At 33.9% G+C, this 25,292-nt stretch carries 17 protein-coding genes; 11 read left to right on the forward strand and 6 right to left on the reverse strand.

The window, feature by feature from the left end; genetic code table 11:
* Positions 1-660: 660 nt before the first annotated feature.
* The 11 genes from raiA (at position 661) to F0000_RS21500 (ending at position 17,961) form a co-directional block, all read left to right on the forward strand.
* Entirely contained in the window at positions 661-969 is a 309-nt protein-coding gene (gene raiA, locus F0000_RS21450) for a ribosome-associated translation inhibitor RaiA (RefSeq protein WP_149626776.1), read from the forward strand.
* Positions 970-1,011: 42 nt separating this feature from the next.
* Positions 1,012-1,431 carry a CBS domain-containing protein gene (locus F0000_RS21455; RefSeq protein ID WP_149626777.1) on the forward strand — a complete coding sequence of 140 codons (420 nt, stop codon included), beginning with the start codon at positions 1,012-1,014 and terminating at the stop codon, positions 1,429-1,431.
* Between the two features lie 525 nt (positions 1,432-1,956).
* Positions 1,957-2,556, forward strand: a complete 600-nt coding sequence (gene nrfH, locus F0000_RS21460) for a cytochrome c nitrite reductase small subunit (protein ID WP_255452839.1) — start codon at positions 1,957-1,959, stop codon at positions 2,554-2,556.
* A gap of 22 nt (positions 2,557-2,578) precedes the next feature.
* Positions 2,579-4,078, forward strand: coding sequence for an ammonia-forming cytochrome c nitrite reductase (gene nrfA, locus F0000_RS21465; protein ID WP_149626779.1), 1,500 nt, complete (start codon positions 2,579-2,581; stop codon positions 4,076-4,078).
* Positions 4,079-4,159: 81 nt separating this feature from the next.
* The gene (gene ccsA / locus F0000_RS21470) at positions 4,160-7,327 is read left to right on the forward strand and encodes a cytochrome c biogenesis protein (RefSeq protein WP_149626780.1); all 3,168 of its coding nucleotides are present in this window, start codon (positions 4,160-4,162) and stop codon (positions 7,325-7,327) included.
* Between the two features lie 289 nt (positions 7,328-7,616).
* The gene (locus F0000_RS21475) at positions 7,617-8,744 is read left to right on the forward strand and encodes a site-specific integrase (protein ID WP_149626781.1); all 1,128 of its coding nucleotides are present in this window, start codon (positions 7,617-7,619) and stop codon (positions 8,742-8,744) included.
* Positions 8,745-9,062: 318 nt separating this feature from the next.
* On the forward strand, positions 9,063-10,118 hold the full coding sequence (locus tag F0000_RS21480) for a hypothetical protein (protein WP_149626782.1): 1,056 nt from the start codon (positions 9,063-9,065) through the stop codon (positions 10,116-10,118).
* A 429-nt stretch (positions 10,119-10,547) separates the two neighbouring features.
* Positions 10,548-10,895 (forward strand): helix-turn-helix domain-containing protein, encoded by a 348-nt coding sequence (locus F0000_RS21485; protein WP_149626783.1) that lies wholly within the window; start codon positions 10,548-10,550, stop codon positions 10,893-10,895.
* A gap of 1,332 nt (positions 10,896-12,227) precedes the next feature.
* The gene (locus F0000_RS21490) at positions 12,228-14,156 is read left to right on the forward strand and encodes a hypothetical protein (protein WP_149626784.1); all 1,929 of its coding nucleotides are present in this window, start codon (positions 12,228-12,230) and stop codon (positions 14,154-14,156) included.
* A gap of 640 nt (positions 14,157-14,796) precedes the next feature.
* Positions 14,797-15,144, forward strand: coding sequence for an AlpA family transcriptional regulator (locus tag F0000_RS21495; protein WP_149626785.1), 348 nt, complete (start codon positions 14,797-14,799; stop codon positions 15,142-15,144).
* Between the two features lie 2,046 nt (positions 15,145-17,190).
* The gene (locus tag F0000_RS21500; RefSeq protein WP_149626786.1) at positions 17,191-17,961 is read left to right on the forward strand and encodes an IS5 family transposase; all 771 of its coding nucleotides are present in this window, start codon (positions 17,191-17,193) and stop codon (positions 17,959-17,961) included.
* A 14-nt stretch (positions 17,962-17,975) separates the two neighbouring features.
* Here the strand turns inward: F0000_RS21500 and F0000_RS21505 are convergent, their stop codons facing one another.
* From F0000_RS21505 to F0000_RS21530, 6 genes are all read right to left on the reverse strand, one after another.
* Positions 17,976-18,677, reverse strand: coding sequence for a hypothetical protein (locus F0000_RS21505; protein WP_149626787.1), 702 nt, complete (start codon positions 18,675-18,677; stop codon positions 17,976-17,978).
* Positions 18,677-19,744: a hypothetical protein gene (locus tag F0000_RS21510; RefSeq protein WP_149626788.1), complete on the reverse strand. Its 1,068-nt coding sequence runs from the start codon at positions 19,742-19,744 to the stop codon at positions 18,677-18,679. The genes F0000_RS21505 and F0000_RS21510 overlap by 1 nt, the downstream gene beginning before the upstream one ends.
* Positions 19,744-20,817, reverse strand: coding sequence for a hypothetical protein (locus F0000_RS21515; RefSeq protein ID WP_149626789.1), 1,074 nt, complete (start codon positions 20,815-20,817; stop codon positions 19,744-19,746). The genes F0000_RS21510 and F0000_RS21515 overlap by 1 nt, the downstream gene beginning before the upstream one ends.
* 1 nt (position 20,818) lies before the next feature.
* Positions 20,819-23,725, reverse strand: coding sequence for a hypothetical protein (locus F0000_RS21520; RefSeq protein WP_149626790.1), 2,907 nt, complete (start codon positions 23,723-23,725; stop codon positions 20,819-20,821).
* Positions 23,726-23,863: 138 nt separating this feature from the next.
* Positions 23,864-24,358 (reverse strand): DUF4280 domain-containing protein, encoded by a 495-nt coding sequence (locus F0000_RS21525; protein WP_149626791.1) that lies wholly within the window; start codon positions 24,356-24,358, stop codon positions 23,864-23,866.
* Positions 24,359-24,368: 10 nt separating this feature from the next.
* Positions 24,369-25,274, reverse strand: coding sequence for a hypothetical protein (locus F0000_RS21530; RefSeq protein WP_149626792.1), 906 nt, complete (start codon positions 25,272-25,274; stop codon positions 24,369-24,371).
* Between the last annotated feature and the right edge of the window lie 18 nt (positions 25,275-25,292).

Raw genomic sequence — 25,292 nt, forward strand, 5'->3', positions numbered from 1 at the left:
GTAGCTATAAAACAATAACTTACACAAAATCGAGTTGAAATGAAAAAATAACGATCATTTTTGAAAGTAAAAATATAGCAGAATAGATATAGAATATTTTTAAAAACCAATTAATAGAGGTCCCCATTATTACCAGTTGTTCATTTCAAGATTGTAGTCATAAAAATTTATAATTGTGAGATTGATAAAAATAAGTCATCAGTATTTGTTTTTGTGTAAATAATTAGGGGAATTTTCATTCTTTTGTGTTTTCCCTAAAAGAGCAATAGCACCTTTCTTTAGGTTTTGATAACCAAGGCTGTAAAATGTATTCTTACTACTTTTTCTATTGCTCGAAACACGGATGAAATGAGCCTGTATCTTGTTGTTTTTCTAATCCGTAATATCGCTATGACTTTTAAAAAAGTATCTGATTTGGTCAAATTTTATTATAAGTTTCGGGTAAAAGCAAAAGTTCAGGATAAGCCCAACTCCTGATGGAGAATTATATAAAAAATTTAATCCAGTTTTTTTATATATGTAAGGTTTAGGGTTTAAAAATCAGTTTGTTATATGAGTTTGCTGGTAAAAGCTGTAACTATATTATTTTAACAACTGACTTTTATCATCTTTTCTGTTTTCTTAAAAATCTACCTTTAGCTCTGATTAAAAGTAGAAATTATGAAAAACCCTATTCAGATACAATTTGTAAAGATTGCAGTAAGTGAATCACTCACGGATTATATTACCAATAAACTAGATGTTTTATTTAGAAAATACCCTCAACTTATAAAAGCTCAGGTCTACATAAAAAAAGAGACTGAGAACAGAGATAAAGAGTGTGTTTGTGAGATAGAACTTAGCTTGCCAGGTCCAAGACTTTTTGCTTCTTCTAAAGAGTATAATTTTGAGGTATCTGTTAAGCATACCATATCAGAACTAGAACATCAATTACAAAAGGGTAAGGCAAAGCTTTTGGCAACACATTGAAATTGAATATGTTTTAGTTAAATTTTAAACAACCTAGATATCATGAAAAAAAGAACACCCGTATCAAGTATAATGACGTCAGATGTCATCACTTTAAACAATACAGACACACTAGAAAAAGCAGAACAGCTGTTTAAAAATCATAATATCCGTCACATTCCTGTAGTTAATGGGGCTCAAATTATCGGAATGCTAAGCTATTCGGATTTACTCAGAATAAGTTTTGCAGATGCTATAGGAGACGATGAGCAGGAAATAGACACTGTAGTATATAATATGTTTACAATAGAACAGGTAATGGCCAAATCCCTTGTTACCGTAGATCCCAATACAACTATTAAAGAGGTTGCAGAAATATTGTCCACAAAAGAATTTCATGCATTGCCTGTTGTTGATAACAAAGCTCTGATAGGAATTGTCACTACTACAGACTTGATAAATTTTTTGCTGGAACAATTCTAAAAACTGCAATGATTGCATACCTTAATTATTGACAAAATCACAAAGATTAGGAACCTGATAATTAACTGTTTTTTGAAGCTTTATTTGCTGAGTATAACTCTAACAGTTATATGAGGTTGATGAATATTTATAGCATGATATGAGAATATAAATTTATGATGCATAATTCTTATAAAAAATAATTATAAAGGTTGATAACCTGAAATTTATGGTTTAATGTAAAAAAAATAAGTAGACCTAAATTGATAATTAAGGTATGATAATTATTTTATTAATTGATATCAGAAAAAATGATTTGTATGGCTGTTTTGCTTAAAAAGAACTATAAACCTGGGGTGTATTAACAACCATTGATTCGAGTGCTTTGATGATGTGGACGTGTATTGAGAATAGGTTTTTTGACCCAAAATGCTTATAAGAATTTTACTCAAACTGACGCGCTTGGGATTCATCTAACTCAGGATATAAATACAAGAAGGGATGCAATTCTTTTAATCTAAACCTAGTGAATAATTTACATAAATTTTGAGAGTTCAAGACAAAATATTACCGAACAAAAAATCACGATGGCGTAGTATAGCTATTTTTATGATAGCAATAGTATTAGGATTGGGATTGTTTATGGCCAAGGAGTCCGAAGTAGTTTCATATATGTCTGATGATCCTCAGGCCTGTGTCAATTGCCACGTAATGACACCAGTATATAACAGTTGGATGCATAGCTCACATCGTGAATGGGCATCCTGTAATGATTGTCATGTACCTCATGATAATATCGTTAATAAGTATTATTTCAAAGCAAAAGATGGTTTGTACCATGCATCTATATTCACACTTCGAGCAGAACCCGATGTGATTTTTATGAGAGAAGCCTCTCAGGAAGTAGTTCAGAATAACTGTATTCGTTGTCATGTTCAGCAAGTAACTCAAACTAAATATGATGGTTGGATAGAGGGGCATGCATCAGCTAGAACAGATAGACAATGCTGGAGTTGCCATCGAGAGATACCTCACGGTCGGAGCCATGGGATTTCTACTATAAAATATAATATAGCTCCATTGCCAACAGATCAGGTAGAAACAGTAGTTCCTGACTGGTTACAAAAAGAAATTGAAGAAAAATAAATACCTACCATTCCCATAAATTATGAAAAATAAAGTATTATTCATTGTTACTATTATAGTAGTGTTTTTACTAGGATTACTCGCTTCTAGTATTATCAATAGAAAAAGTGAAGCAAAATATAAATATGTACCCAAAGTGGATATTAGTGAAAATGAAGCCCGAAACGTCGTTTGGGGTGAAAACTACCAAAAAGAATATCAATCTTTTTTGCAGACTGTGGATACAAGTTTCTCTAGTTTTCAGGGAGGTAGTGCAATGCGCGATATGTTAGAAGAAGATCCCCGTCTGGTAGTATTATTTGCGGGATATGGTTTTTCTAAAGATTACAATCAGGGTCGTGGTCATTCATATGCAATAGAAGATATTCATAATACACTGAGAACAGGAGGTCCCAAAGGAGCAGGAGATGGTCCGATGCCAGCTACTTGTTGGACGTGTAAGAGTCCCGATGTACCGCGTCTAATGAACGAAATAGGAATCGAAGAATTTTATAAAGGGAAATGGGCTGATAAAGGAGCAGAAGTAGTAAATAGTATTGGTTGTGCAGATTGTCATGATCCCAAAAGTATGAAACTTCGCATTACCCGACCTGCACTGGTAGAAGCCTTTGATGCTATGGGTAAAGATATTAATAATGCGACGCATCAGGAAATGCGCTCACTGGTATGCGCACAATGTCATGTAGAATATTATTTTAATAAAAATCTACCGGGAAAAGAAGGTATTCCATATCTCGTTTTTCCTTGGAAAAATGGAATGGCTGTAGAGGATATGGAGAAATACTATGATGATCTTGAGTTTAAAGACTGGACACATAAAATAAGTAAAACTCCCATGCTAAAAGCACAACACCCAGGCTATGAGACCTATATTACCGGAGTGCATGCAGATCGTGGCGTGTCCTGCGCAGATTGCCATATGCCTTATAAAAGTGAAGGAGGGCAAAAATTTACGGATCACCATATTCAATCGCCATTAAATAATATGGCAAATGCCTGTCAGGTATGTCATAGAGAAGAAGGTAATAAATTAATGGCAAATGTTTTTGAACGACAAAGAAAGTCCACAGAAAACCGCCTTAAGTTAGAAGATCTATTGGTAAAAGCCCATATAGAAGCTAAGAAAGCCTGGGATCTTGGTGCTACAGAAGAACAAATGGCAGCTATTCTAACAGATATTCGTCACGCACAATGGCGATGGGATTATGCTGCAGCTTCCCATGGGGCTTCTTTTCATTCACCTGTAGAGACAGCCAGAGTAATTGGAGGAGGACTTATGATTGCACAGGAAGCAAGAGTGAAACTAGTACGCCTATTAGCAGGTTTAGGGCATAATGAACCTGTAGCCATGCCGGATATATCATCAAAAGAAAAAGCACAGGCTTATATAGGTCTTGATATAGAAAAATTGGAGGTAGAAAAAGAGGAGTTCAAAAAAACACTGTTGCCTAAGTGGTTAAAAGAAGCAAAAGCCAGAGAAGCAAAATTAGACGCTAATACCGTTTCTATGAAGGAAGAATAAAATAAGATGAGTTTTCGGTACTATGTACTATGTTATACACGAGCTTGAGGAATAGTCTTTCTTTTTTTAAAATACCCTAGAATGCACAAATTATATCGTTTTTTTGCCTCTCCAGTATTGGCTCTATTATTATTAGTCGTATTTGCAGTTGCCATGGCCACTGCCACCTTTGTTGAAAATGATTTTGGTACTGCTACAGCTTGGAAAGTTATTTACGACTCCTGGTGGTTCGAGCTGGTGATGATAGGACTTGCTATATCTTTTCTTACCAATATCTATAAGTATAAATTATGGAGAAAACAGAAAGGAGCAATTCTATTATTCCATATTGCTTTTATCATCATTTTATTAGGAGCGGGAGTAACACGGTATACTTCGCATAGTGGTATTATGCGTATTCGGGAAGGCAGCGCTTCTAATGTGATTATATCCGATACTAATTATCTACAAGTACATATTTCTGATGGAAATACTTCAAAAGTGATCAGAAAACAGCTGAACTTTTCTCCTATTAGCACGAATGATTTTATAATAAAGACTGATTTTAATGATATACCAGTACAAATTTCTCACAATGCCTTTATTGCAGATGCCGTTCCAGAAATACAAGATGAGGTAGTCGATGGAAAACCATTGTTGCAATTGGTAGTTTCCTCTGGCAATGGAAGAGAAACAATTTTTTTAGAAAAAGGTGAAGTTGAGCATATTGGCAAGCATCATCATAAACTAGGGTATAATGTAAAAGAAGAAGGGGTTATTAATATCATTGAGAAGAATGGTGATTTTAGTATACAATCTCCTCGAGATCTGGATTTCTTTATGATGGCAACCCAAACTGCCGGAACGATCAAAAAAGATAGTTTGCAACGATTAACTTTGCGCACATTATATCGTGATGGAGATGCATCTTTTGTTCCGATTTCTTTTCACCCCAAAGCAGCAATAGTCCTGGTAAGTGAGTCCAAAAAACCAAAAGATAATGATAAAACCAAAGATGATGCATTAATAGTAGATGTACAGGTTGCAGATCAGAAAGAGGAATCTTCACTACTCTATAGAGAAGGTTTCTTGCCTACAACACATCAATTGAAGCTACACGGATTGGTTATAGAATTATCCTATGGAGCAGCAGCACAACAAGTTCCTTTTTCTTTGTACCTTAACGATTTTCAATTAGAACGGTATCCCGGTTCTACAAGCCCTTCTGCGTATGCAAGTGAGGTAACCATACTTGATAATGACATAAAAAAACCATATAGGATTTTTATGAATAATGTATTGGATTATAGAGGATATCGATTTTTTCAGGCAAGTTATGATACAGACGAATTGGGTACTGTACTTTCTGTAAATCACGATACTTTGGGTACCTGGATTACCTATTTGGGATATCTATTTATGGGATTAGGCATGTTTTTTACACTATTCGGAAAGAATTCAAGGTTTAGCGTTGTCAATCAAAAACTAAAACAATTAAAACAACATCAAATAACAGTACTATTTCTCTTGTTTCTGGGAACTAATTTTTCTATTGCCACTACTGTGGATACTGATGCAGAAAAAAAAAGCATAACAGAGCAGGATATTGATGCGTACCACGCAGCACTCTTTGGTAGGATTATGGTTCAGGATCTGGATGGCAGAATTAAACCAATTAATACGTTAGCTTCAGAATTTTTACGAAAAATATCAAGAAAAACATATTTCAGATACTCAAACAGTAGGACAGAGATACGAATGAATGCTAATCAGGTATTTTTAGCCATGCATGTAGATCCAAATGCATGGCAGCAAATCCCACTGATTAAGATAGATCAAAAGAAAGGAGGGATCATTTTGGAATCTTTGACACCAGGTGAGAATGGATTGATACCTTTTACGAGCTTATTAGATGATAAAGGTGCTTATATATTATCTGAAGCAGTAGAAAAAGCTACGCTAAAAAAACCGGCAGAGCGTACTGAGTCGGATAAAGAGATAATCAAGGTAGATGAACGTTTTAATATTTTATACAATGTCTTTAGTGGTAATTATTTAAAGATTTTTCCTAATGGAAATGATACCAACAATACATGGTATAGCTATATACATCATTTTAAGGATTTTCCTGAAGAAGATGCAACATTTGTACAAACGGTTATTCCAGCCTATTTTCAGGATGTGGTATCAAAGAAATGGGAGGCTGCAACAGATAAACTTTCATACATAAAAACCTACCAGGATGTTTTAGGAAAAGAGATTATACCTAGTGATAAAAGAGTTGCAGCAGAATTATGGTATAATGAACTGAATCTCAATTTTTGGTTGTTTCAAGTGTTTTTTACCTTGGGACTCATATTGCTGGTGATTGCAATTAGTAAAATTTTTATTCAGAAGAGATTTCTTGAACATATCTGGAATATAGTCGTAACCCTTTCTTTAGTAAGTTTTTTGGTCTTTACAGGAAATATACTATTGCGATGGTATATAGCTCAGCATGCGCCCTGGAGCAATGGGTATGAAATGTTGATTTTTGTCGCTTGGGTATTATTACTTTGTGGGTTGATAACGTTTAGAAAATCAGATTTTTCCTTGCCATTGGCGACCTTATTTTCTGGAGCCTTATTATTTGTGAGCTATTTAGATTGGTTAAACCCAGAAATTACAAACCTAATGCCAGTACTAAAATCATATTGGTTAAAGGTACACGTAGCTACCATCGTAAGTAGTTATGCACCGCTGGCATTGTCTGCAGTTTTGGGATTGATGGCGCTTATACTTATGATCATAAAAACAGATAAAACAAAAAAACCTATTGATATACGAATTAAAGAACTTACCTACATTAATGAGATTTCTATGACAATTGGTCTGTTTGTACTGGCAGTAGGAACATTTTTGGGCGGGGTATGGGCCAATGAATCCTGGGGGCGTTATTGGGCTTGGGATCCTAAAGAGACCTGGGCTTTGATAAGTATTATTGTATATGCTGTCGTACTACATCTGCGATTCATTCCGGGTTTACAAAATCGTTATATTCTTAATGTAGCCAGTACCATTGCATTTTGGTCTATTATTATGACCTCTTTTGGAGTAAACTATTATTTATCCGGACTGCATAGCTATGCTGCAGGAGATCCGGTGCCTATTCCTACTTTTGCATATATTATAGCCTTATTGATGATCTTGATCATAGTGACAGCCTATTTCAGGAATAAAAAATGGATATTAAAAAAGGAATATCAAAGAGACATGTCTATGGACACATGAATTGAAAAACCCTTTTACCACTTTATTCTGGGGAGTATTTTAAAGATAAAAATGCTATTATCATCCAATGCTGATCTCCTTCTTCACCCAAAAAACATAATTTTCTCTTGTAAAAAATTCAATATTCAAAATAAATCAAAATGAATCTATAAATATCAGTATTTATAGTGTTTATGAGCGTTTTTGTATTTTTAATTTTATGAGTAAACCACTTTGTTTTTGTGCTTTTTTGCTTATTATTGTGCTGTAATTGTACACTTGAAAACAAAAAGCACAAAAAATAAGCACTATGAATGTAACCTTACGACAGCAGACACTAAAAGACGGTAGGCAAAGTTTATTTCTGGACTATTACTTACCCAAAGCAAAACAAACCCGAAAGAAGGAAACCCTGAAACTATACCTCTATCCGAATCCCAAATCAAAATCAGAAAAAGAGCATAATAAAAAAGTATCCCTACTGGCAGAGAGTATCCGATCCAAGCGATTGTTACAACTTCAGCACGAAGACCATGACTTTTCTCACTTGATAAAAGATAAAGATACCCATTCAGAACGAAATTTTATAGCTTTTTTTAGGGAACTCACGAACAAAAAAATCAATCAGAAAGCTTCTTATGGGATCTGGAACAGTACCTTACACTATCTAATTGCCTATACAGGAAATAAACATATCAGGATTAAGGATATCGATAAGGAGTGGATAGAAGGTTTTAAGGTTTTTTTGCAATCTGAGGAAGCCTCAACTCAGGGCAAAACCCTATCCATAAATACCTGTCATGTGTATTTTAGTAAATTCAGATCTTCTTTAAAAACAGCCTATAAGGATAAGTTGATAGCTCATAATCCCTGTGAAGATATAGTACATATTCAACAGGAAGAAACAGAACGGGAATTCCTGACCTTAGAAGAATTGAAAAAAGCGTTACAAACAAAGTGTTCCTACCCTCTTCTTAAAAAAGCATTTATATTTAGTGCATTAACAGGATTACGGAAATCAGATATCTTAAAAATGACCTGGAAGGAACTCCAACATTCTAATGAACAGGGTTGGTACTTACGTTTTACTCAAAAGAAAACCAAAGGAGTGGAAACCTTACCTATTTCCGATCAGGCAAGAGCATTGTTAGAAACAGCCGGAGAACCAGAAGCTCTTGTTTTTAAAGGATTAAAATATGATGGTAGTACTTCTATTAAAATACAACGATGGATGTTAAAAGCAGGTATATCTAAGCCTATCACCTTTCATTGTGCCCGACATACTTTTGCTACACTACAACTAACGATGGGTACTGATATTTATACTGTCTCCAAATTACTAGGACATAAAGAACTGAAAACAACTCAGGTTTATGCGAAGATTATTGACAAAAAGAAAGTAGAGGCAGTTAATAGGATACCGGATTTAGACTTATAATCTTGATATAAACCGGAAACTTATAAGGTGTGATTAGTTCAGTGTACTAATTTTTAAAAATTTAACATTTTCTTAAAGAACATTCTACCCTTTTTTGATACTTATAAAAACATTAAAAAAGAATAAGTGCAATACAATTTCCAGAGGCATCATAACTACGATTAAAATTTTAAAAAAAGTATTTCCGGAGTAGAGTATACAGTAATAGAAAATCCTCTGGATATACTTTATATTGGACTTGCTGTTTTTTTTCAGGGAGCTTAGAATAGAGGATATGATACGCCAAAAGATGTTTGCTAATCGTATAACTTAAGTATTATGTTACAACCCTGTCATTCCTATTTGGATATTAACACCTCAGATATCTGGAGTTTTGAGTATCAATGTTATTTTGATTCCCCAGAAGAATTCAATGGTTTTTCACGAAGTAAGATCATAAGTAAACTCTACGATAAGATCAAAACTATTGCCTATTTAGAAACAAAACCATTTATAACCTACCAAAATTTTGTGACTGGAGATGCTGATCAAAAAAGGTATTATGAAAGCAAATTAAACCGATTCTTAGGAGCGACTGATTTTTCAGACTATATAAGATTAGAATATTTTTTTGCCAACGATGATGGATACAGTTGTTTTATAGAAAAGATGATTCCAAAAGATGATATTGATTTTGGGTATTGGTTCGCTCTAAAAATCAGGCAATACGAGTTGGCAGTACAGTATATTAATGACTTTTTGGAGTATCATCTAACACATTCTTTTGATCGCTATATCATTGACTATATAGATTTTCTACAAAAAAGAATACTCAGGCAGTATCAAGGCATCTTCTTTTCCTCTAGAGTAGCAGATACCGTTAAGGAGTATTTGGAAAGCTATGCGAATAATCCAACATTAGAGATTGAAGAAGATCATACCGAGACCATGCCAGTCAACAAAAACAAGAAAAGAATCAGAACAAGGGAGCATTATAATGCATACCACCTAAGCATTCTTAAAAGCAATCCTGATTACTTGCAGGGGTATGGCAACGGTGTATATCATGGATTTTTAGAACTCATCAAACATCGATTTATAGATGCAAATGAGGATAAAGATTATGATAATTTCAAAAAATTGTTCTCAGGGAAAGGGGTTACCAAATCCAAAAGATGTATTTGGTTAGAAGGAAACATCTATCTAAAACTGTTTGTTCGCTATATGCTACAAACCGGAAAGATCGAACCGATGGGCAACGAAAACTGGACTACCACAATAAAGTGTTTCCTTAACAAAAAAGGAGAAGAATTTGAAGTATCAAAGCTGAAACACGCCAATGGGGGCGTCCCAAAGAAAATAGAGCTTCTCTACAGCATTGTAGATTCCCTGTGAAAGCAGTAATTACAAGCTTTTTACTGCTTACATCCGCTCTATTGTACTCCATTCTCTACGCTCTACGATATTTTTTGACATAAAACATCAAAATATAACTCCTCTATGCACAAGGCATCTCCAAAAAATATTGGTGATACACATTTTGTAAACTCTACCCTCTAAGATTTTTACAAAAAATACCTTGATATCTTTTGTTATTTAGCCCGAGATATATCAATAAACAACAGCTTTACGTAAAGCTCATTTCTAAGAGCTTGTTTAAAAACCTTACTTCCTGAAAACAAATATTTTAAGAACCGTGAGCTTACTTCAAATAATTAAAATATCTCAATATTCTCATCATTTGAAGTGTGCTCAGAACCTCAAACTATTGATTTTCAATTTGTATTCTTTTTAAACATACTCTAATTTCAAAAACAATAGTATATGAGCAATTTATCAAAACCATTATTTTCTTTAACCATTGAAGAATACAAAGAATTACAAAGAGAACTTTTTAATGAACAAGCAGAACGATTAGCACAAAATAACACGAGTACATCCATCCCAAAAGAGGATAAAGACCTTATCTTTTTAGAGGAAGTATGTGAAATAACAGGCTATACCAAGCCTACCCTATATTCCAAGATCAGTAGGTTTGAAATCCCGGTACTCTCCAGAGGGAAACCTCTTACTTTTTCTAAAAAAGAGATTATCGAGTGGATACATCAAGGGAAACCCCATACGTTGGAGCAAGAAGCCGATGCGTATATAAAAAGATCTATCCCAAAATAATGTTTTATGATGACAAGAAAAGATTGTACCCGTAATACTTCATTATGGGTTGAAAATATTGAGCTATACTTTACGACAATTTGACCCTGATGTAGTAGTACATTTAGAACCTCAATACGCCGTAAGACCAACTAAAAAGGAAGGTACACCTTTAGAAAACTACATGGTAAACCAAATGGTACACCATTAGAAAATCAAAGGGTAAACCACGGTACGTATTTTGTAAATCCTTTTCTACAGGGGACACTCCTAGTTTGTTAATTAGAATAGAAAATCAAGTTGTTGTTTACAAAGACATACATATGGGTAACAGAGATTTTGAGATGCGTATTTTCCAAAAAACACACAGCCCGATCCAGTGAAGAATACACATCGAATCGGGATGTGGATTCGCTAAAAAACAAGCAACTCGATTCAGATTCTACAAATTCGTAACAATATTTTTTTTGATCTTACGGTAATGCGTACCTTTTTGGGGAGATATTTTATAGATCACTTTATCATATCTCACCAACATGTTTTTAATAGTAAATGATCTTTTCATATTTAACCTTTTGTTTGGTAACATACATTTGTTCTTTCCAGAAAATGAAATACAACTATTTGCTGGAACTATTTCCTATAAGGAGGAGCTGTAACTATTCCCTATAAGGAGCTGCTGCAACTATTTCCTATAAGAGTGAGCTGCAACTATTCTCTTAGGAAGGAGCTGCAACTATTCCCTATAGGAGTGAGCTGGAACTATTCTCTTAGGAAGGAGCTGCATCTATTCCTTATACATTTTACTATAGCAATGACTTCAAGTATTTCCTATAGTCGCATATCGGATTAGTTATTTGATTCTTCCATATCATTAAATAGATATTACAATTTCATTTATCAAAAAGGGAATCATTTCCAAAGTAAAGTATGTAATTGACATTTCTAATATGTAATGTGGAATAGGGAGTTTTTTTAGTACTTTTAAATGTGTTTGCTCTGGATCAAATTATGAAAAGAACTCGAAATCTTTTTTCTATTTGGATTAAAATTGGGGTAAAAAGATAACCAGCTTCGTCAATTTATCGCCAAATGAAGCTTGTTCCTCTCATCAAGAAGAAAAAGATATTCTTTGGATTTGTAGCAAAATTATATAGATCTTGCATCTTGGTTCTGGTCAAAAACAAATCTCCTATATACAAGTACAAATTTATGAAGTTGATTTGGAATAAGGAGAATGGAAGATTTTTAATTACTAACGGTCTCAAAAAGTAAACATTCGAGTAACTACAGTGTGATTTTTTCTCAATATCAGATATCAGTTCCTCTAATTTCAAAAAGCAACTAAAATATATGGGTAATCAAGATTATAAACTTAACGTAGCTAAAAAAAGAATAGCGAACATTAAGGAATCGATAAAAAACAATCATCCTGTTGATAGCTCTGATAAAAAATGGTTACAAGATCAGAAGAGCATATATAAAAATAACCCCAAAGGTTTCGATAAAGAAAGAATGATTATGCTGGATTCATTGATTCCCCTATTAGGTTATGATTGGAGAGAAGGCAGAAATTATTTTAATAATCTTCGAGAAAAGAACATCAACGAAATTCGAGAATTATTAAAACAAAGAAAACCTTTGACTCCTAAACTCTTAGCATGGTTGAAAATGCATCGAAAGCAATATAAAGAAAAACCAGAAAGTTTTAGTCACGATCATGTTGCTTTGTTAAATAGTTTTATCCCTATGGGCTATAACTGGCTGGAAAACAATAACGATATAAAGAATAAAAAAATTCAAGAAAGAAATGTAACTGAAATTCGAGAATTATTAAAACAAGGAAAACCTTTGCCAAATCAACTCCTAGCCTGGTTGAATCGACAGCAAATACAATATAAAAAAAAACCAGATAATTATAGTAGTGAACGTATTGCCTTGTTGGATAGTCTTACCCCTCTTTTAGGATATTCGTGGAAACAACGTTATCGCAAACGAGAAGAGAAAAGTGTGAGGATGATTAATAAATTATCCTCTGCATTAAAAAGCAAGCGAAAACTACCTAATGATGCCAGGCAATGGCTTAATAAACAACGGCAATTGTATAATGCTCACCCTGAAACCTATTCTCAAACAAACAAAAAAAAGCTAGATGCATTGAACCCTCTATTAGGGTATGATTGGAAAATTTTTCAGAAACCATGTATCTTTTTATCATTCCCTGAACGTATTGCTCATATAAAAAAAGAGCTAGAGTCTGGTAATGAACTGCAACTAGCAGGCAAAATGTGGATTGCTGCGCGCAAGAAGATGTATCTAAAAAATCCTTCAGACATTACCACCGAACAATTAACTTTACTCAATGAACTTAACCCTTTACTGAAAAAACCGTGGAATGCACCATCCAAAAACTCAAAATTAAAACGAAAAAAGTTTCTTGACCACATCAAAGAGATCAAGCAACAAAACACCTCATATGAAACACTTACGCAAAGACAAAAAGAATGGCTTCAAATACAACGCAAAAAATACCATCAAAATAAAGAAGGGTTTAATAAAGAAAAAGTAAAAAGATTGAATGCTTTGACCCCTATACTTGGACGGGATTGGAAAAAATTTGTATTGAAGAATAGAACGTCAAGAAGAACCTTTGATCAGATTATTGAGGAGATTATAAATAAATTAACGTTAAAAATACCATTACATCAAAAAGAAAAACAATGGTTGATAGAAAAGCGAAATGCTTATAAAAAAAGTATAATTTCAAAGGAGGATATCGCAAAACTAGATCAACTTATCGCTTTGTTGGGATACGACTGGAAAGTAAAACAAAGACACGATGCACCTCGTAAAACATTTGACCAATACATCATTGATATAAAAAAAGCACTTACTACCGGCGGAAAAATATCAAACCAACAAAGGGGTTTTTTATCGAAGCAACGTAAATTCTATCATCGCGCCCCAAAGCAATACCGTCTTTATAAAATCAGGGAGTTAGACAACTTGTCATTATTACTGCAAGAAGACTGGAAAATAAGTAAAATTTCATATCCAAAAAAACTCAGTTTTGAAGAAGCCCTGGCTGGGATTCGCCATCAACTAATCTTAAACAAAAAGTTATCCTCAAGACAAAAATCCTGGTTACGCAGGTATCGTTATATCTACAGAAAAGATCCTGATAGTTTTAATCCTGATAAGTTAGTTGTATTAAACTTACTGAACATAGTTTTAGGGTATGATTGGAAGTCTTATGAAATAGAAAAAGATCATAAATCTTAACGATGGGGAACTATGGGATACGAAAAGGGATACTATTTTTACCTGTTAAAGAGAAAAAATGACAAGAGAATAGAAAGACAAAAAGATTCGTTTGGTCAGGGGGTAAAATATATCTGAAACTTTTTGTACATTATATGATAAAATCTAAAAAAATAGAACCGATGGGTAATGAAAATTGGACAACGACGGTAAAATGCTTTTTAGATAAAAACGGAAAAGAGCTTGAATTACTTTAATATTACCCCATCTTCAATACGCTAATGAGGTACCCCGAAAAAATAAATCTATTGTACAAAATAGTAGATCTTATATAGTACCCTAACGAATGAGAAAATAGTGATGAGTTCTACAATGACTTCCACTACTCTCAATTGTCTTTTTACAACGTACCTTTTGTCTATATACTAAAAACACGCGCTATTCTCTACCCTCTACGATTTTCTTTGACATAAAACATCAAAATATAATCCCTCTATGCACAAGGCATCTCCAAAAAATACTGGTGGTAAACATTTTGTAAACTCTATCCTCTACGATTTTTACAAAAAATGCCTTGATATCTTTTGTTATTTAGCCCCAGATATATCAATAAAATACAGCATTACGTAATGCTCATTTCTAATTTCAAAAACAATAGTATATGAGCAATTTATCAAAACCATTATTTTCTTTAACCATTGAAGAATATAAAGAATTACAAAGAGAACTTTTTAATGAACAAGAGAAACGATTTATAGAAAATAACAAAACCACTTCTACCTCAAAAGAGGATAAAGACCTTATCTTTTTAGAGGAAGTATGTGAAATAACAGGCTATACCAGGCCTACCCTATATTCCAAGATCAGTAGGTTTGAAATCCCGGTACTCTCCAGAGGGAAACCCCTTACTTTTTCTAAAAAAGAGATCATCGAGTGGATACATCAAGGGAAACCCCATACGTTGGAGCAAAAAGCCGATGCGTATATAAAAAGATCCACTCCAAAATAGTGTGTTATGATGACAAGAAAAGATTGTACCCGTAAAACTCATTATGGGTTGAAAATATTGAGCTATATTTTACGACAATTTGACCCTGATGTAGTAGTACATTTAGAACCTCAATACGCCGTAAGATCAACTAAAAAGGGAGGTACACCTTTAGAAAACTACATGGTAAACCATAAGGTATACCAAATGGTTTACCATTGGAAAATCATAGGGTAAACCACGGTAGGTATTTTGTAAATCCTTTTCTACAGGGGACACTCCTAGTTTGTTAATTAGAATAGAAAATCAAGTTGTTGTTTACAAAGACATACATATGGGTAACAGAGATTTTGAGATGCGTATTTTCCAAAAAACACACAGCCCGATCCAGTGAAGAATACACATCGGATCGGGATGTGGATTTGCTAAAAAACAAGCAACTCGATTCAGATTCTACAAATTCGTAACAATATTTTTTTTGATCTTACGGTAATGCGTACCTCTTTGGGGAGATATTTTATAGATCACTTTATCATATCTCACCAACATGTTTTTAATGGTAAATGATCTTTTCATATTTAACTTTTTGTTTGGTAACATACATTTGTTCTTTCCAGAGAATGAAATATAACTTTTTCCTATAAAGAGGAGCTGCATCTATTTCTTATACATTTTACTATAGCAATGACTTCAAGTATTTCCTATAGGAGTAAGTTAGAACTATTCCCTATAGGAGTGAGCTGTGACTACTCTCTATAAAAAATAGTTCGTTTATTTCAACCGAAAAGTATACCACTTATAATTAATAAAAAGCTCTTAAAATACTTTTTGGTAAAAACTTCTTGAACATTAGATTTTGCAAGTAAAACTCATTTCTTCTGTACTTTGTAGGCAGTAAAGTCTTGTTTTAGGTAAAAACTATTTTCGTACCTTTTTTACTACAGTTTTGGGATAGTTAATTTAGTGGGGGGTAAATTCGTAAGTATTGTTATTAGAGGGATACCAAAGAATTTTAGCTTTTTTTAAGAATATGTGTATGCAATGATACCTAGCATTTACAAACCTGTAGATATTCTTATTAGATTAGGAAAGGAATTAGGCAGGAATAAAGGTGAGAAACAGAATCAGGATATCAGAAAAGTATAGTTCTGAAAATATGTTTTATAAAAAAGAGAAAATTGTTTTTTCTAAACTCCTTTTTTTAAAACAATCCACAACCGCCTTAACCTTGGTGAATACCAGGATACGCATGGTTTACCATTTGGTAAACCATGCATTTTGTTTCTCGTCTCGTTCTATAGGCTGTTTCTTTGCCGGGTACAAAATGAATATCGGATTAGCTTTTTCGTTTTATAATAAGATAAAATTACAATTTTTGAGTTAACTTTTTTAGTATGAATATTGCTTATATTCTAAATCATATGTATGAATTTTGTAAACTATCTTATTTTTAAATTCTATATAATGATAAATTATCCATTGAAGTCACTCCATAATTGTCTTCTTAATATTTATACCACTGTCTTCTTTGTTTTCTGAATCCTTCTTTGTTGGTAAAAGGTTTGGCAACAAATTCAATTAAAAAAACTAAACTCTTACAAATTCCCATTATGCTTTCTGTAGTTTTATATTTCGTTTTTTAAAGTTTTTCTTAGGGCAATACAAATAGAGACCAAAGAACCACGCTTTTTTCCTGCCATTCTTTTTGTACAAAATCCATGCGGAACTTTCATTTCGTAATCTTTTATCAATGAGGTTCTTGTGTCGCAATTGACAAACCCTCCCATTTGTGTAAAACACTAATTCACAATCTTTTATTGGTTGAGGAATAATAGTCGGGTTATTTAACAACTCTAATTCTTCATTCCACATTTCTTGTATTTCGTCTTTACTACTATAATATGTTTGAGCTTGTCTTGATATCGTTCCAAAATATACTTTAGCTATAAAGTCCTTATTCCCTTTTTTAAACTCCTGTAAGAGTATGTTTAAAAATAAAATTATGCTAAAATTTGTTTAAAAAAGCTGGATAGCTTCTATTTTGCAATCAATAAAAAGACAAAGTTTATGCAATCGAGTTACAACCGACTTACTACCCAGCAGTGGGAAATTATGAAAAAAATACTACCTGTGAAACAAAAAGGAAAATATAAGTTGCGTGATATTGTTGATGCGATCTTATGGCAACTACGCATCGGTGATCAGTGGCGTAATCTGCCAGATAATTTTCCCAAATGGGGTAGTGTTTATTATTTTTTTCGCAAGTGGAAAAGCAATGGCACCTTGGAAATGCTGAATATTAGCTTGAATAAAATGGAACGAATACGACAAGGAAAAGAAGAGACGCCAAGCCTATTATCTATTGATAGTCAGTCGATAAAATCAGGGCCATTTACACATCTGGACAAAGGAATAGATGGAAATAAAAAAATTAACGGTAGAAAACGACATGTGATCACAGATACCGCAGGATTAATTTGGGGAGTAATTGTAGGAGCAGCTAATCAAGCGGATGGTGTGGTTGCAAGTGAGGTGGTAGAACCTCTATTAGGGTATTTAGATCGTATGGAAAAAATCTTGGCAGATGATGCTTACAAGAAAACATTTATGAAGTGGGTAGAAGGAAATATAGCTGGACTCGAAGTCGAGATCTCATCCGCACCTCCTTCCTCCAAAGGGTTTGTTCCGATAAAATGGAGATGGGTAACAGAAAGAACTTTTGGAATCTTTAATTTCTTTCGAAGGCTTGACAAAGACTATGAAAAAACAACAGAAAGTCAAGAATCTTGGATATTATGGCAAAATTGTCAAATGATTCTCAATAGAATCACAAAATAATTGAAAAATTATTTTTAAACATACTCTAAAAAGGTATTGTAATAACTCAACACTTCCTCTTCTAAATATGTTGGTTTAACCTTAGTTAAATCAGCAGCATTACCCCAAGAATCCTGACTGAGGTCATAGGGTACTTCTGCCTCAAACTCAAAACTATATTCATAGAAGGGAAGACCACTACCTATAAATACCTCACCATCTGTATCTTTGGTAGGGCTATGGTGTTTTTTTATTTCACGCTCGTCATCCAATCCCATTTCTCCCCGCTTATCTATACTAATTACATTAATGATCACCGCAGAGGCATCGCCCAGATGGGTAATCGTTTCCCCAGAATCATATTCCTCTTTGATAAAATCTCCTACATGATACATCCGTACCGTAACCGTTTGTGCTCCTGATTTTAGAATAGAACTGTCCACTCGCAAAGGACTGGCTAAATTGGATAATTCATAGCTTTTATATACAGGAAAATCATTCACCAAGATTTCTATGAGGCAGTTTGCTTTTCCGATCCGTAAATAGTACATAGGTTCTGCTTTATATTGCTGTACTTTAGCATGGATAGCATCTACGATATTATCGGAAGTTATTTCTTGTATGTTCATTTGATCTGTTATTGCCATGGGTTGCTCTTGTTTTTCATTTTCAGATTTAGCAAAGCAACCACCGATACATAAAACAAAGCAAAGTCCGATATAATTATAAATTCTCATCAAGCCATCTTTAGTTTTATATTTCGTTTACTAAAGCTTTTTTTAGGAGAATACAAATAGAGTCCGAAGAACCATGCTTTTTTTCGACCATTTTTTTTATAAAGAACCCATCCTGCACATTTATTTCTTAAACGTTTATCAGTTGGTTTTTTATGTCTTAAATAACAAACGCTCCCCTCTGAATATAGTACCAATTCATAATCTTGTATAGGTTGTGGTTCTACAGTAGGGTTGTTTAGCACTTCTAATTTTTCATCCCATAGCTCCACTATTTCTTCTTTACTTTTATATTCTGTCTGAGATTCTATGAAAAAAGATTCAAAATACATTTTGGCAATGTAATCCTTATTCCCACTTTTAAATTCCTGTAAAAAAGTATTATAATAACTAAGGGTTTCCTTCTCTAAATATTCTAGTTTAACTTTACTTAAATCAGCAGCATTCCCCCAAGAATCCTGACTGAGATCATAGGGTACCTCTGCCTCAAATTCAAAACTATATTCATAGAAGGGAAGACCGCTACCCTCAAATACTTCTCCATCAGCATCTTTGGTAGGACTCTGGTGTTTTTTTATCCCCTTCTCATCGTCCAAGCCCATCTCTCCTTGCTTATCTATACTAATCACATTAATACTCACCGCAGAGGTATCACCTAGAAGGGTAATCGTATCACCAGAATCATATTCCTCTTTGATAAGATCTCCTACAGGATACATTCGTACCGTAACAGTCTGTGTACCTGATTTTAAAATAGTATAATTAATTTTTAATGGACTAGCTAAATTGGATAATTCATAACTTTTGTATACAGGAAAATCATTGACCAAGACTTCTATGAGGCAGTTTGCTTTGCCAATACGTAAATAGTACAGGGGCTCCTCTTTATAGCGTTGAACCTTAGTTTGAATGGTTTCGACGATATTGTTCGAAGTAATATCCTGTATGTTAATTTTACATGTTGCGACTGGTAATTGTTGACTTTGTGCTATATAATAATATGCATGATTCATTTGTTGGCAACCGGTCAATATCAAAAAGCACACCCACAATGGCTTTATTCTATCCATCACGCCATCTTTAATTTTAGGTTACGTTTGTTAAATTTTTTCTTGGGTCTGTATAGATATAAACCAAAAAAGTTACCTCGATCCACGCCATCTTTGGTGTATTTCACCCAGCCTGCACATTTATTCCTAAAAAATAAATCTTGTTTGGTTTTAAAACGTAAGAAAACAACAACCCCCCTTGCATAGAATATCATTTCATAGTCTTTGATAGGTTGTGGTTCGATAGTAGGATTGTTTATCAATTCTAACTCCTCATCCCACATTTCTTGTATTTCATCTTTGCCGTGATAATAAGCCTGAGCTTGTCTGAATAATGAAATAAAATATGATTTAGCAACAAAATTTTTATTTCCCTTTTTAAACTCCTGTAAATAGGTAGTGTAATAATTTAACACCTCTTCTTCCAGATACTCCCTTTTTACCTTGGTCAAATCTGCGGCATTACCCCAGGTAAGCTCACTTAAATCATAAGGAACTTCTGCCTCAAACTCAAAACTATATTCATAAAAAGGAAGCCCTGTTCCCGCAAATACTTCGCCATCTTCATCTTTGGTCGGGCTTTGATGGCTTATTACCTGTTCCTCATCATCCAGCCCCATATTGCTTTGCTTATCAATTTGTATCACATTAATACTTACAGAAGAAGCATCGCCTAATTGGGTAATGGTCTCCCCAGAATCATATTCCTCTTTTATCAAATCCCCCACCGGGTACATCCGAACGGTAACGGTTTGTGTCCCGGAACTTAAAATTTTACTGTTGATACGCAATGGACTTGCCAAATTAGATAGTTCATAACTTTTATAGACAGGGAAATCATTGACCAAGATTTCAATAAGGCTATTCGCTTTACCGATCCGTAAATAGTACATAGGTTCTTCTTTATAGCGTTGCACCTGCGCATAGATTGCTTCTACGATATTGTCTGAGGTAATATCTTGTATGTTAATTTTATCTGTTACTGCCATGGATTGTTCTTGTTTTTTAGTTGCCAATGATTGTTCTGGGCTCTGGGTTACTGTTTGTTTACAGCTCAAAAAGCCAATGACCATTATCAATGCTATCTTTTTCATATTATATTCCTTTTACTACATCCTCTTTTTTAAATAGATATATTTTTTTGCCTTCGATATCAAAGGGTTCTAAAATTACAAGTTGTGGGTTTTCCCCTTTGAGTTCAAAATCTTGCTTTTTACTTTGATTTTTTGCTGATGGCAATGCATTATCATCTCTTTCATCTACCTTCAAACTATACTCGTACCGCCCTGCAATTCCCGAAAAGTGGGTAATATCCTGATAGTATGGGTTCAGGTCGTTATCTATACCATACTTTCTTTCAAAGGAGATTCCACCTTGTAGCATGGCTTCTGCTTTGCCGTCTACACCTATTTTTGTTTTGGCCTGATCACTCTGATAATCACTAGCTTTTGCTCCCAGCCATTCTGGGATATAAGGTTCTATCCAATCGGTAGTAAACGTAAATTTACTACTTACCTTTACAAAGGCGTAGGCATCAATACTCTTTTTACGACTAAAGGATACCGTTTTTATATTGTTTTGATCTAAGCTGCTGGTACATATCTCTTTATAAGCACCATTTTTATCAGGTATTTTGTTTTTCATTTCTATAATAGGAACGCCATTGTCAGGGATATTAAAATCTACTGTAAATTGTGCTTTATATACCCCTTCTATAGAAAGATAGTATTGGAGTTCCTGTCCCAATTCTTCAGCATATTTCTTTGCTTTATCGGCGAGGTTGTTTTCCATCCTGTTTAGGATAATGATAATATCTCCGGGACTTATTAATTTACGATCTCCTTTTTTATTGAGGGCTTTGGCACCTTTATACCCACTTGATAAGATCCCCTTGCCTTTACCGCGTTCCATTCTAAAGGCGCGTTCTGCTAGTTTTTTATTGTTTTTAAAGCGTTTTAATCGCTTAAATTTTCCCCACCAACCTATACCTGTTCGCACTGTAGAAAATAAACCACTTATTCCTGTAGCATCTAATATCAAATCCCCTGCATGTCCTTCTATTCTTGCCATAAGACCAAATATAGGATTTGCACTTAGTTTCAATTCATAGTTATAGCCACTACTACCATCAGGAAACACTTTATATCCTTTGCCAAGCGAACGTGTGATGATTGGCCATGCAACCTCAAAAACACTATGCTCAGTTTTGCGATCCACCTTATCATAAACATCTTGTATTCGCTGAATTGCCTTAGCGCCTTTAATTGTTTTCTGACTAACTTTAAAACCAAGTCTTGCTGCTGCCGATGAACCTCCCGAAAAGATAAGTATTAGAATATCAACAATAATGATAATTGCAATAATCACACTAAATATGACATTGCCTATCTGTGGGTAGCGATCCGTATAAGAGACGATTTCTCTAGTATCACCGTCCTCATTATAATAGGTGTGTACACCAATACCCATACAAGAACCCAAGCCTTTGATATAGTCAAGGATAACACTGGCAATAAACTCCTTAAACGAACTGAAAGGCGCAACAGATGGTAGTGTAGGCATTACAAAAAAAACACCTATCCCTTCTAATTCTGGTCTATACTTTTCTATGAGATTATCGATTCCTTTATGCAAAGAAATGGTGTCGATCTCTCTAAAATACATTTCTTTCTTATGTGCAATTTCTAAGGCATCTGGTTTTTTTTCTAACTGTGTAGGATCTAGCATTAATTGAAAGTGCGCAGCCCAAGCGATGTCAGGAGCAATTCTTACATCTAGGTTCTTGGCATATCGACACGTCTCTATTGGAATGGTTAATTCAGTGGCATCAGGTGGTATAAAATAGTCCCATAAAAAATCCAGATATTTAGATTGTTTGATCTTTTGTTTATCATCTAGGTATTTATATGGAAAATACGGAGTAAAGGAGACCGTGTTTCCTTCATAATTGGTGATGTATTTCTCTGTAACTTCTTCTATATTAATAATTCTTTTAGAATGCGCTTCTTCTCCACGCTCTACAGCAGAACATTTAGTATCTTCATTATGTCCAGATACCTCAATTACTAATGGTTTTTTATGAGCGCCTACCTGTACTGTTATCTGAGGTTGCCTATTAGGAGTGTCTGTGGGTTTGCTATCTTCTTCAAAAACAATAACGGAATCTTGTTCTGCAAAGGTGTATGAAATAGATTCATATTTACAAGGTTCATATCGCTGTGTAAAATAGGGGTCGGTACCTACGGTTACATTCATTAAGGTTTCGGGTACAACTTGTGGTTCTCTACTTATTTTTTTACCATCTATGGTTAGGAGATTATTTTGTTCTTTACCATTATAAATGACCTTTTTTCCATCGTGTCCTAAATACGAAACAATGATATATGTTTTTTTGACTACACTAAAAAAAATGTTATGTCTTGCGTGCCATTTTTTATCCAGTGCTACGTTATAAAGACTGCGATCTTTTATTGCTGTAAAATAATCTATAATCTGACCAGTATCTTCTAAACAGACATCTACCGTTAATGGAATTCCCTGAATTGCTTCTCCGTCTAACAAAATACCTACAAATGTGTTGAACTTTGTTTCGGTAATGGTATCTAATGTTTCAGGGTTAACCCATGATGCTTCTGTGATACGAGGAGTTGCTACCAATTCTATACGCACGGTGTCTACAGTTCCTTCATAAGGATGTACAACTTGTATATCAAGATATGACGGGGAATCGTGAGCACCTGCCTGTTCCTTATAAAGTTTTAATTCTGCTTTTTGACCGCCTGTATAATCATCTTCATCAACACGAATGTTATTTTCGATAATTACCCATTCCATCTGCTCATAAAATGAAGGATCATTTTTACTATAACTATCTATAATCTCCAGTTGAATGGTAGCAGAATTGATCTTATCAAAATCTAGATGTAGAACATTATTTTCAACAACTTGATTTTGATAGATGGTAATTATTTTGAAATTATGTTGTGTTTTTGATGATTTCATACCATTGGTTTTAGACAAATTGGTTGCTATAATACTATATTTTTCTTGCTACTCATATCGATCGATTTCATTGTGTTCCCAATTTAATAATTTATAGACTGTTTAATAAACATTCATTTGTATTGTTTATCTATTATGTTATATAACCCGAAACTCAAATCCTTTTTTTTTGGCTTTGGTAGAAGCTGTGGGTATAGGGTTAAGCTGTTGAGCAATAGTCTGATCTTCTGGTGTTTCTTCAAAATTACTGACTCCAGGAACCGCTACTTGTCCGTGCATCAAAATGCTTACGCAAGGTGAGCCTGCTATTGCGCAAGTAGCTTTGCTACTTTCTAACAATGGATACCCTCCGTTTTCAGCAATCTCAACTTTATCATAAAACCCATCCCAAGCAGTAATCATTGGTTGACAAGGTTTAAAACTACTTCCCGTAGGTTGCAATTTGCATTGCCCAAAAGTGTTGACTGTGAATGGTTGTCCTAATTCCATATTAGTAGCAATTAGTTTTTGCGCACCATTGGTATCATTGATATAATGTTTTTTGTGTGTGCTTACTTGTAGGATATCTGGAAAATCTCCAAACTTGCAATTGCATTGCGCACTATGACATACTAAATGTTCTTTTTTGCTCATATAACTTTATTTAAGCGTTCCACCATTTTAATATCTTATTTTTAAAAGTAGGTTTCTGTGTCCCTTCTTCATTATTCTCTACCGAACTTTCCATAGCATCTTTTTCAGGAAGATAATCTATGTTTACAAGTATACGCTGGATTACATTTTGTTTTTCAATAATAGATTGATCAGAAACAATATTAGCAATACGACCATTATTAGAATCAAAATCATACTTAAGCTTTATCCCTGCCTTGTAATATTTCGTAGATGGATATTGTTTAAAATAAGCGTTAGAAACTTTACCATCGAATGTAAGTTGTCTAGTATTATAATAACTCAATTCTGTTTTCTCTATAAGATCACCCATGTAGGAAATCTTAGGAACATTCGTTTGAAAAGGCATTACAAGTTTCTTAGCTGTATCGTTATATACTGGAGCAAAATATAATGCCCAAAACCAATCAAATGTAAGATATCTGATTAGTTTTTTTTTGGTTGCTATTCCTTTTCCTAAATTAAGTAAATAATCTTCGATACTTGTACCTGAATTTTCTTGAAGCGTCTTTTTTTTAAAAGTTTTAAAACGTTCTGTTATTGCTGAAAATGATAAATCACTAATGCCTTTGATTATTCCAGAAGGAGTTACCAATACACTAATTGGATATAAAACAGTAGTACCGAAGTTTACATCTAATCGTTGCTTGAAAGAATCGGGAATTTTATCATTTACATAAAGTGCTGTTTTATCCATAGTAACCTCCCACATCCAATTTTCAGCCTTTTTAGCGCATATCGTTTTCATCTGATATCGAATTTGATCTAATTGTTTTTTCTGATCGAACTGTATAGTTACACCATAATTCCTAGTATATAGTATATCGACATCGTGATTTTGGTCATAAAACCCACCAAAAGTTAGTTGCTCTATCATTTATAATTAAGGCTAATT

The organism is Aquimarina sp. RZ0, from assembly GCF_008370685.1.
Lineage (GTDB): Bacteria > Bacteroidota > Bacteroidia > Flavobacteriales > Flavobacteriaceae > Aquimarina.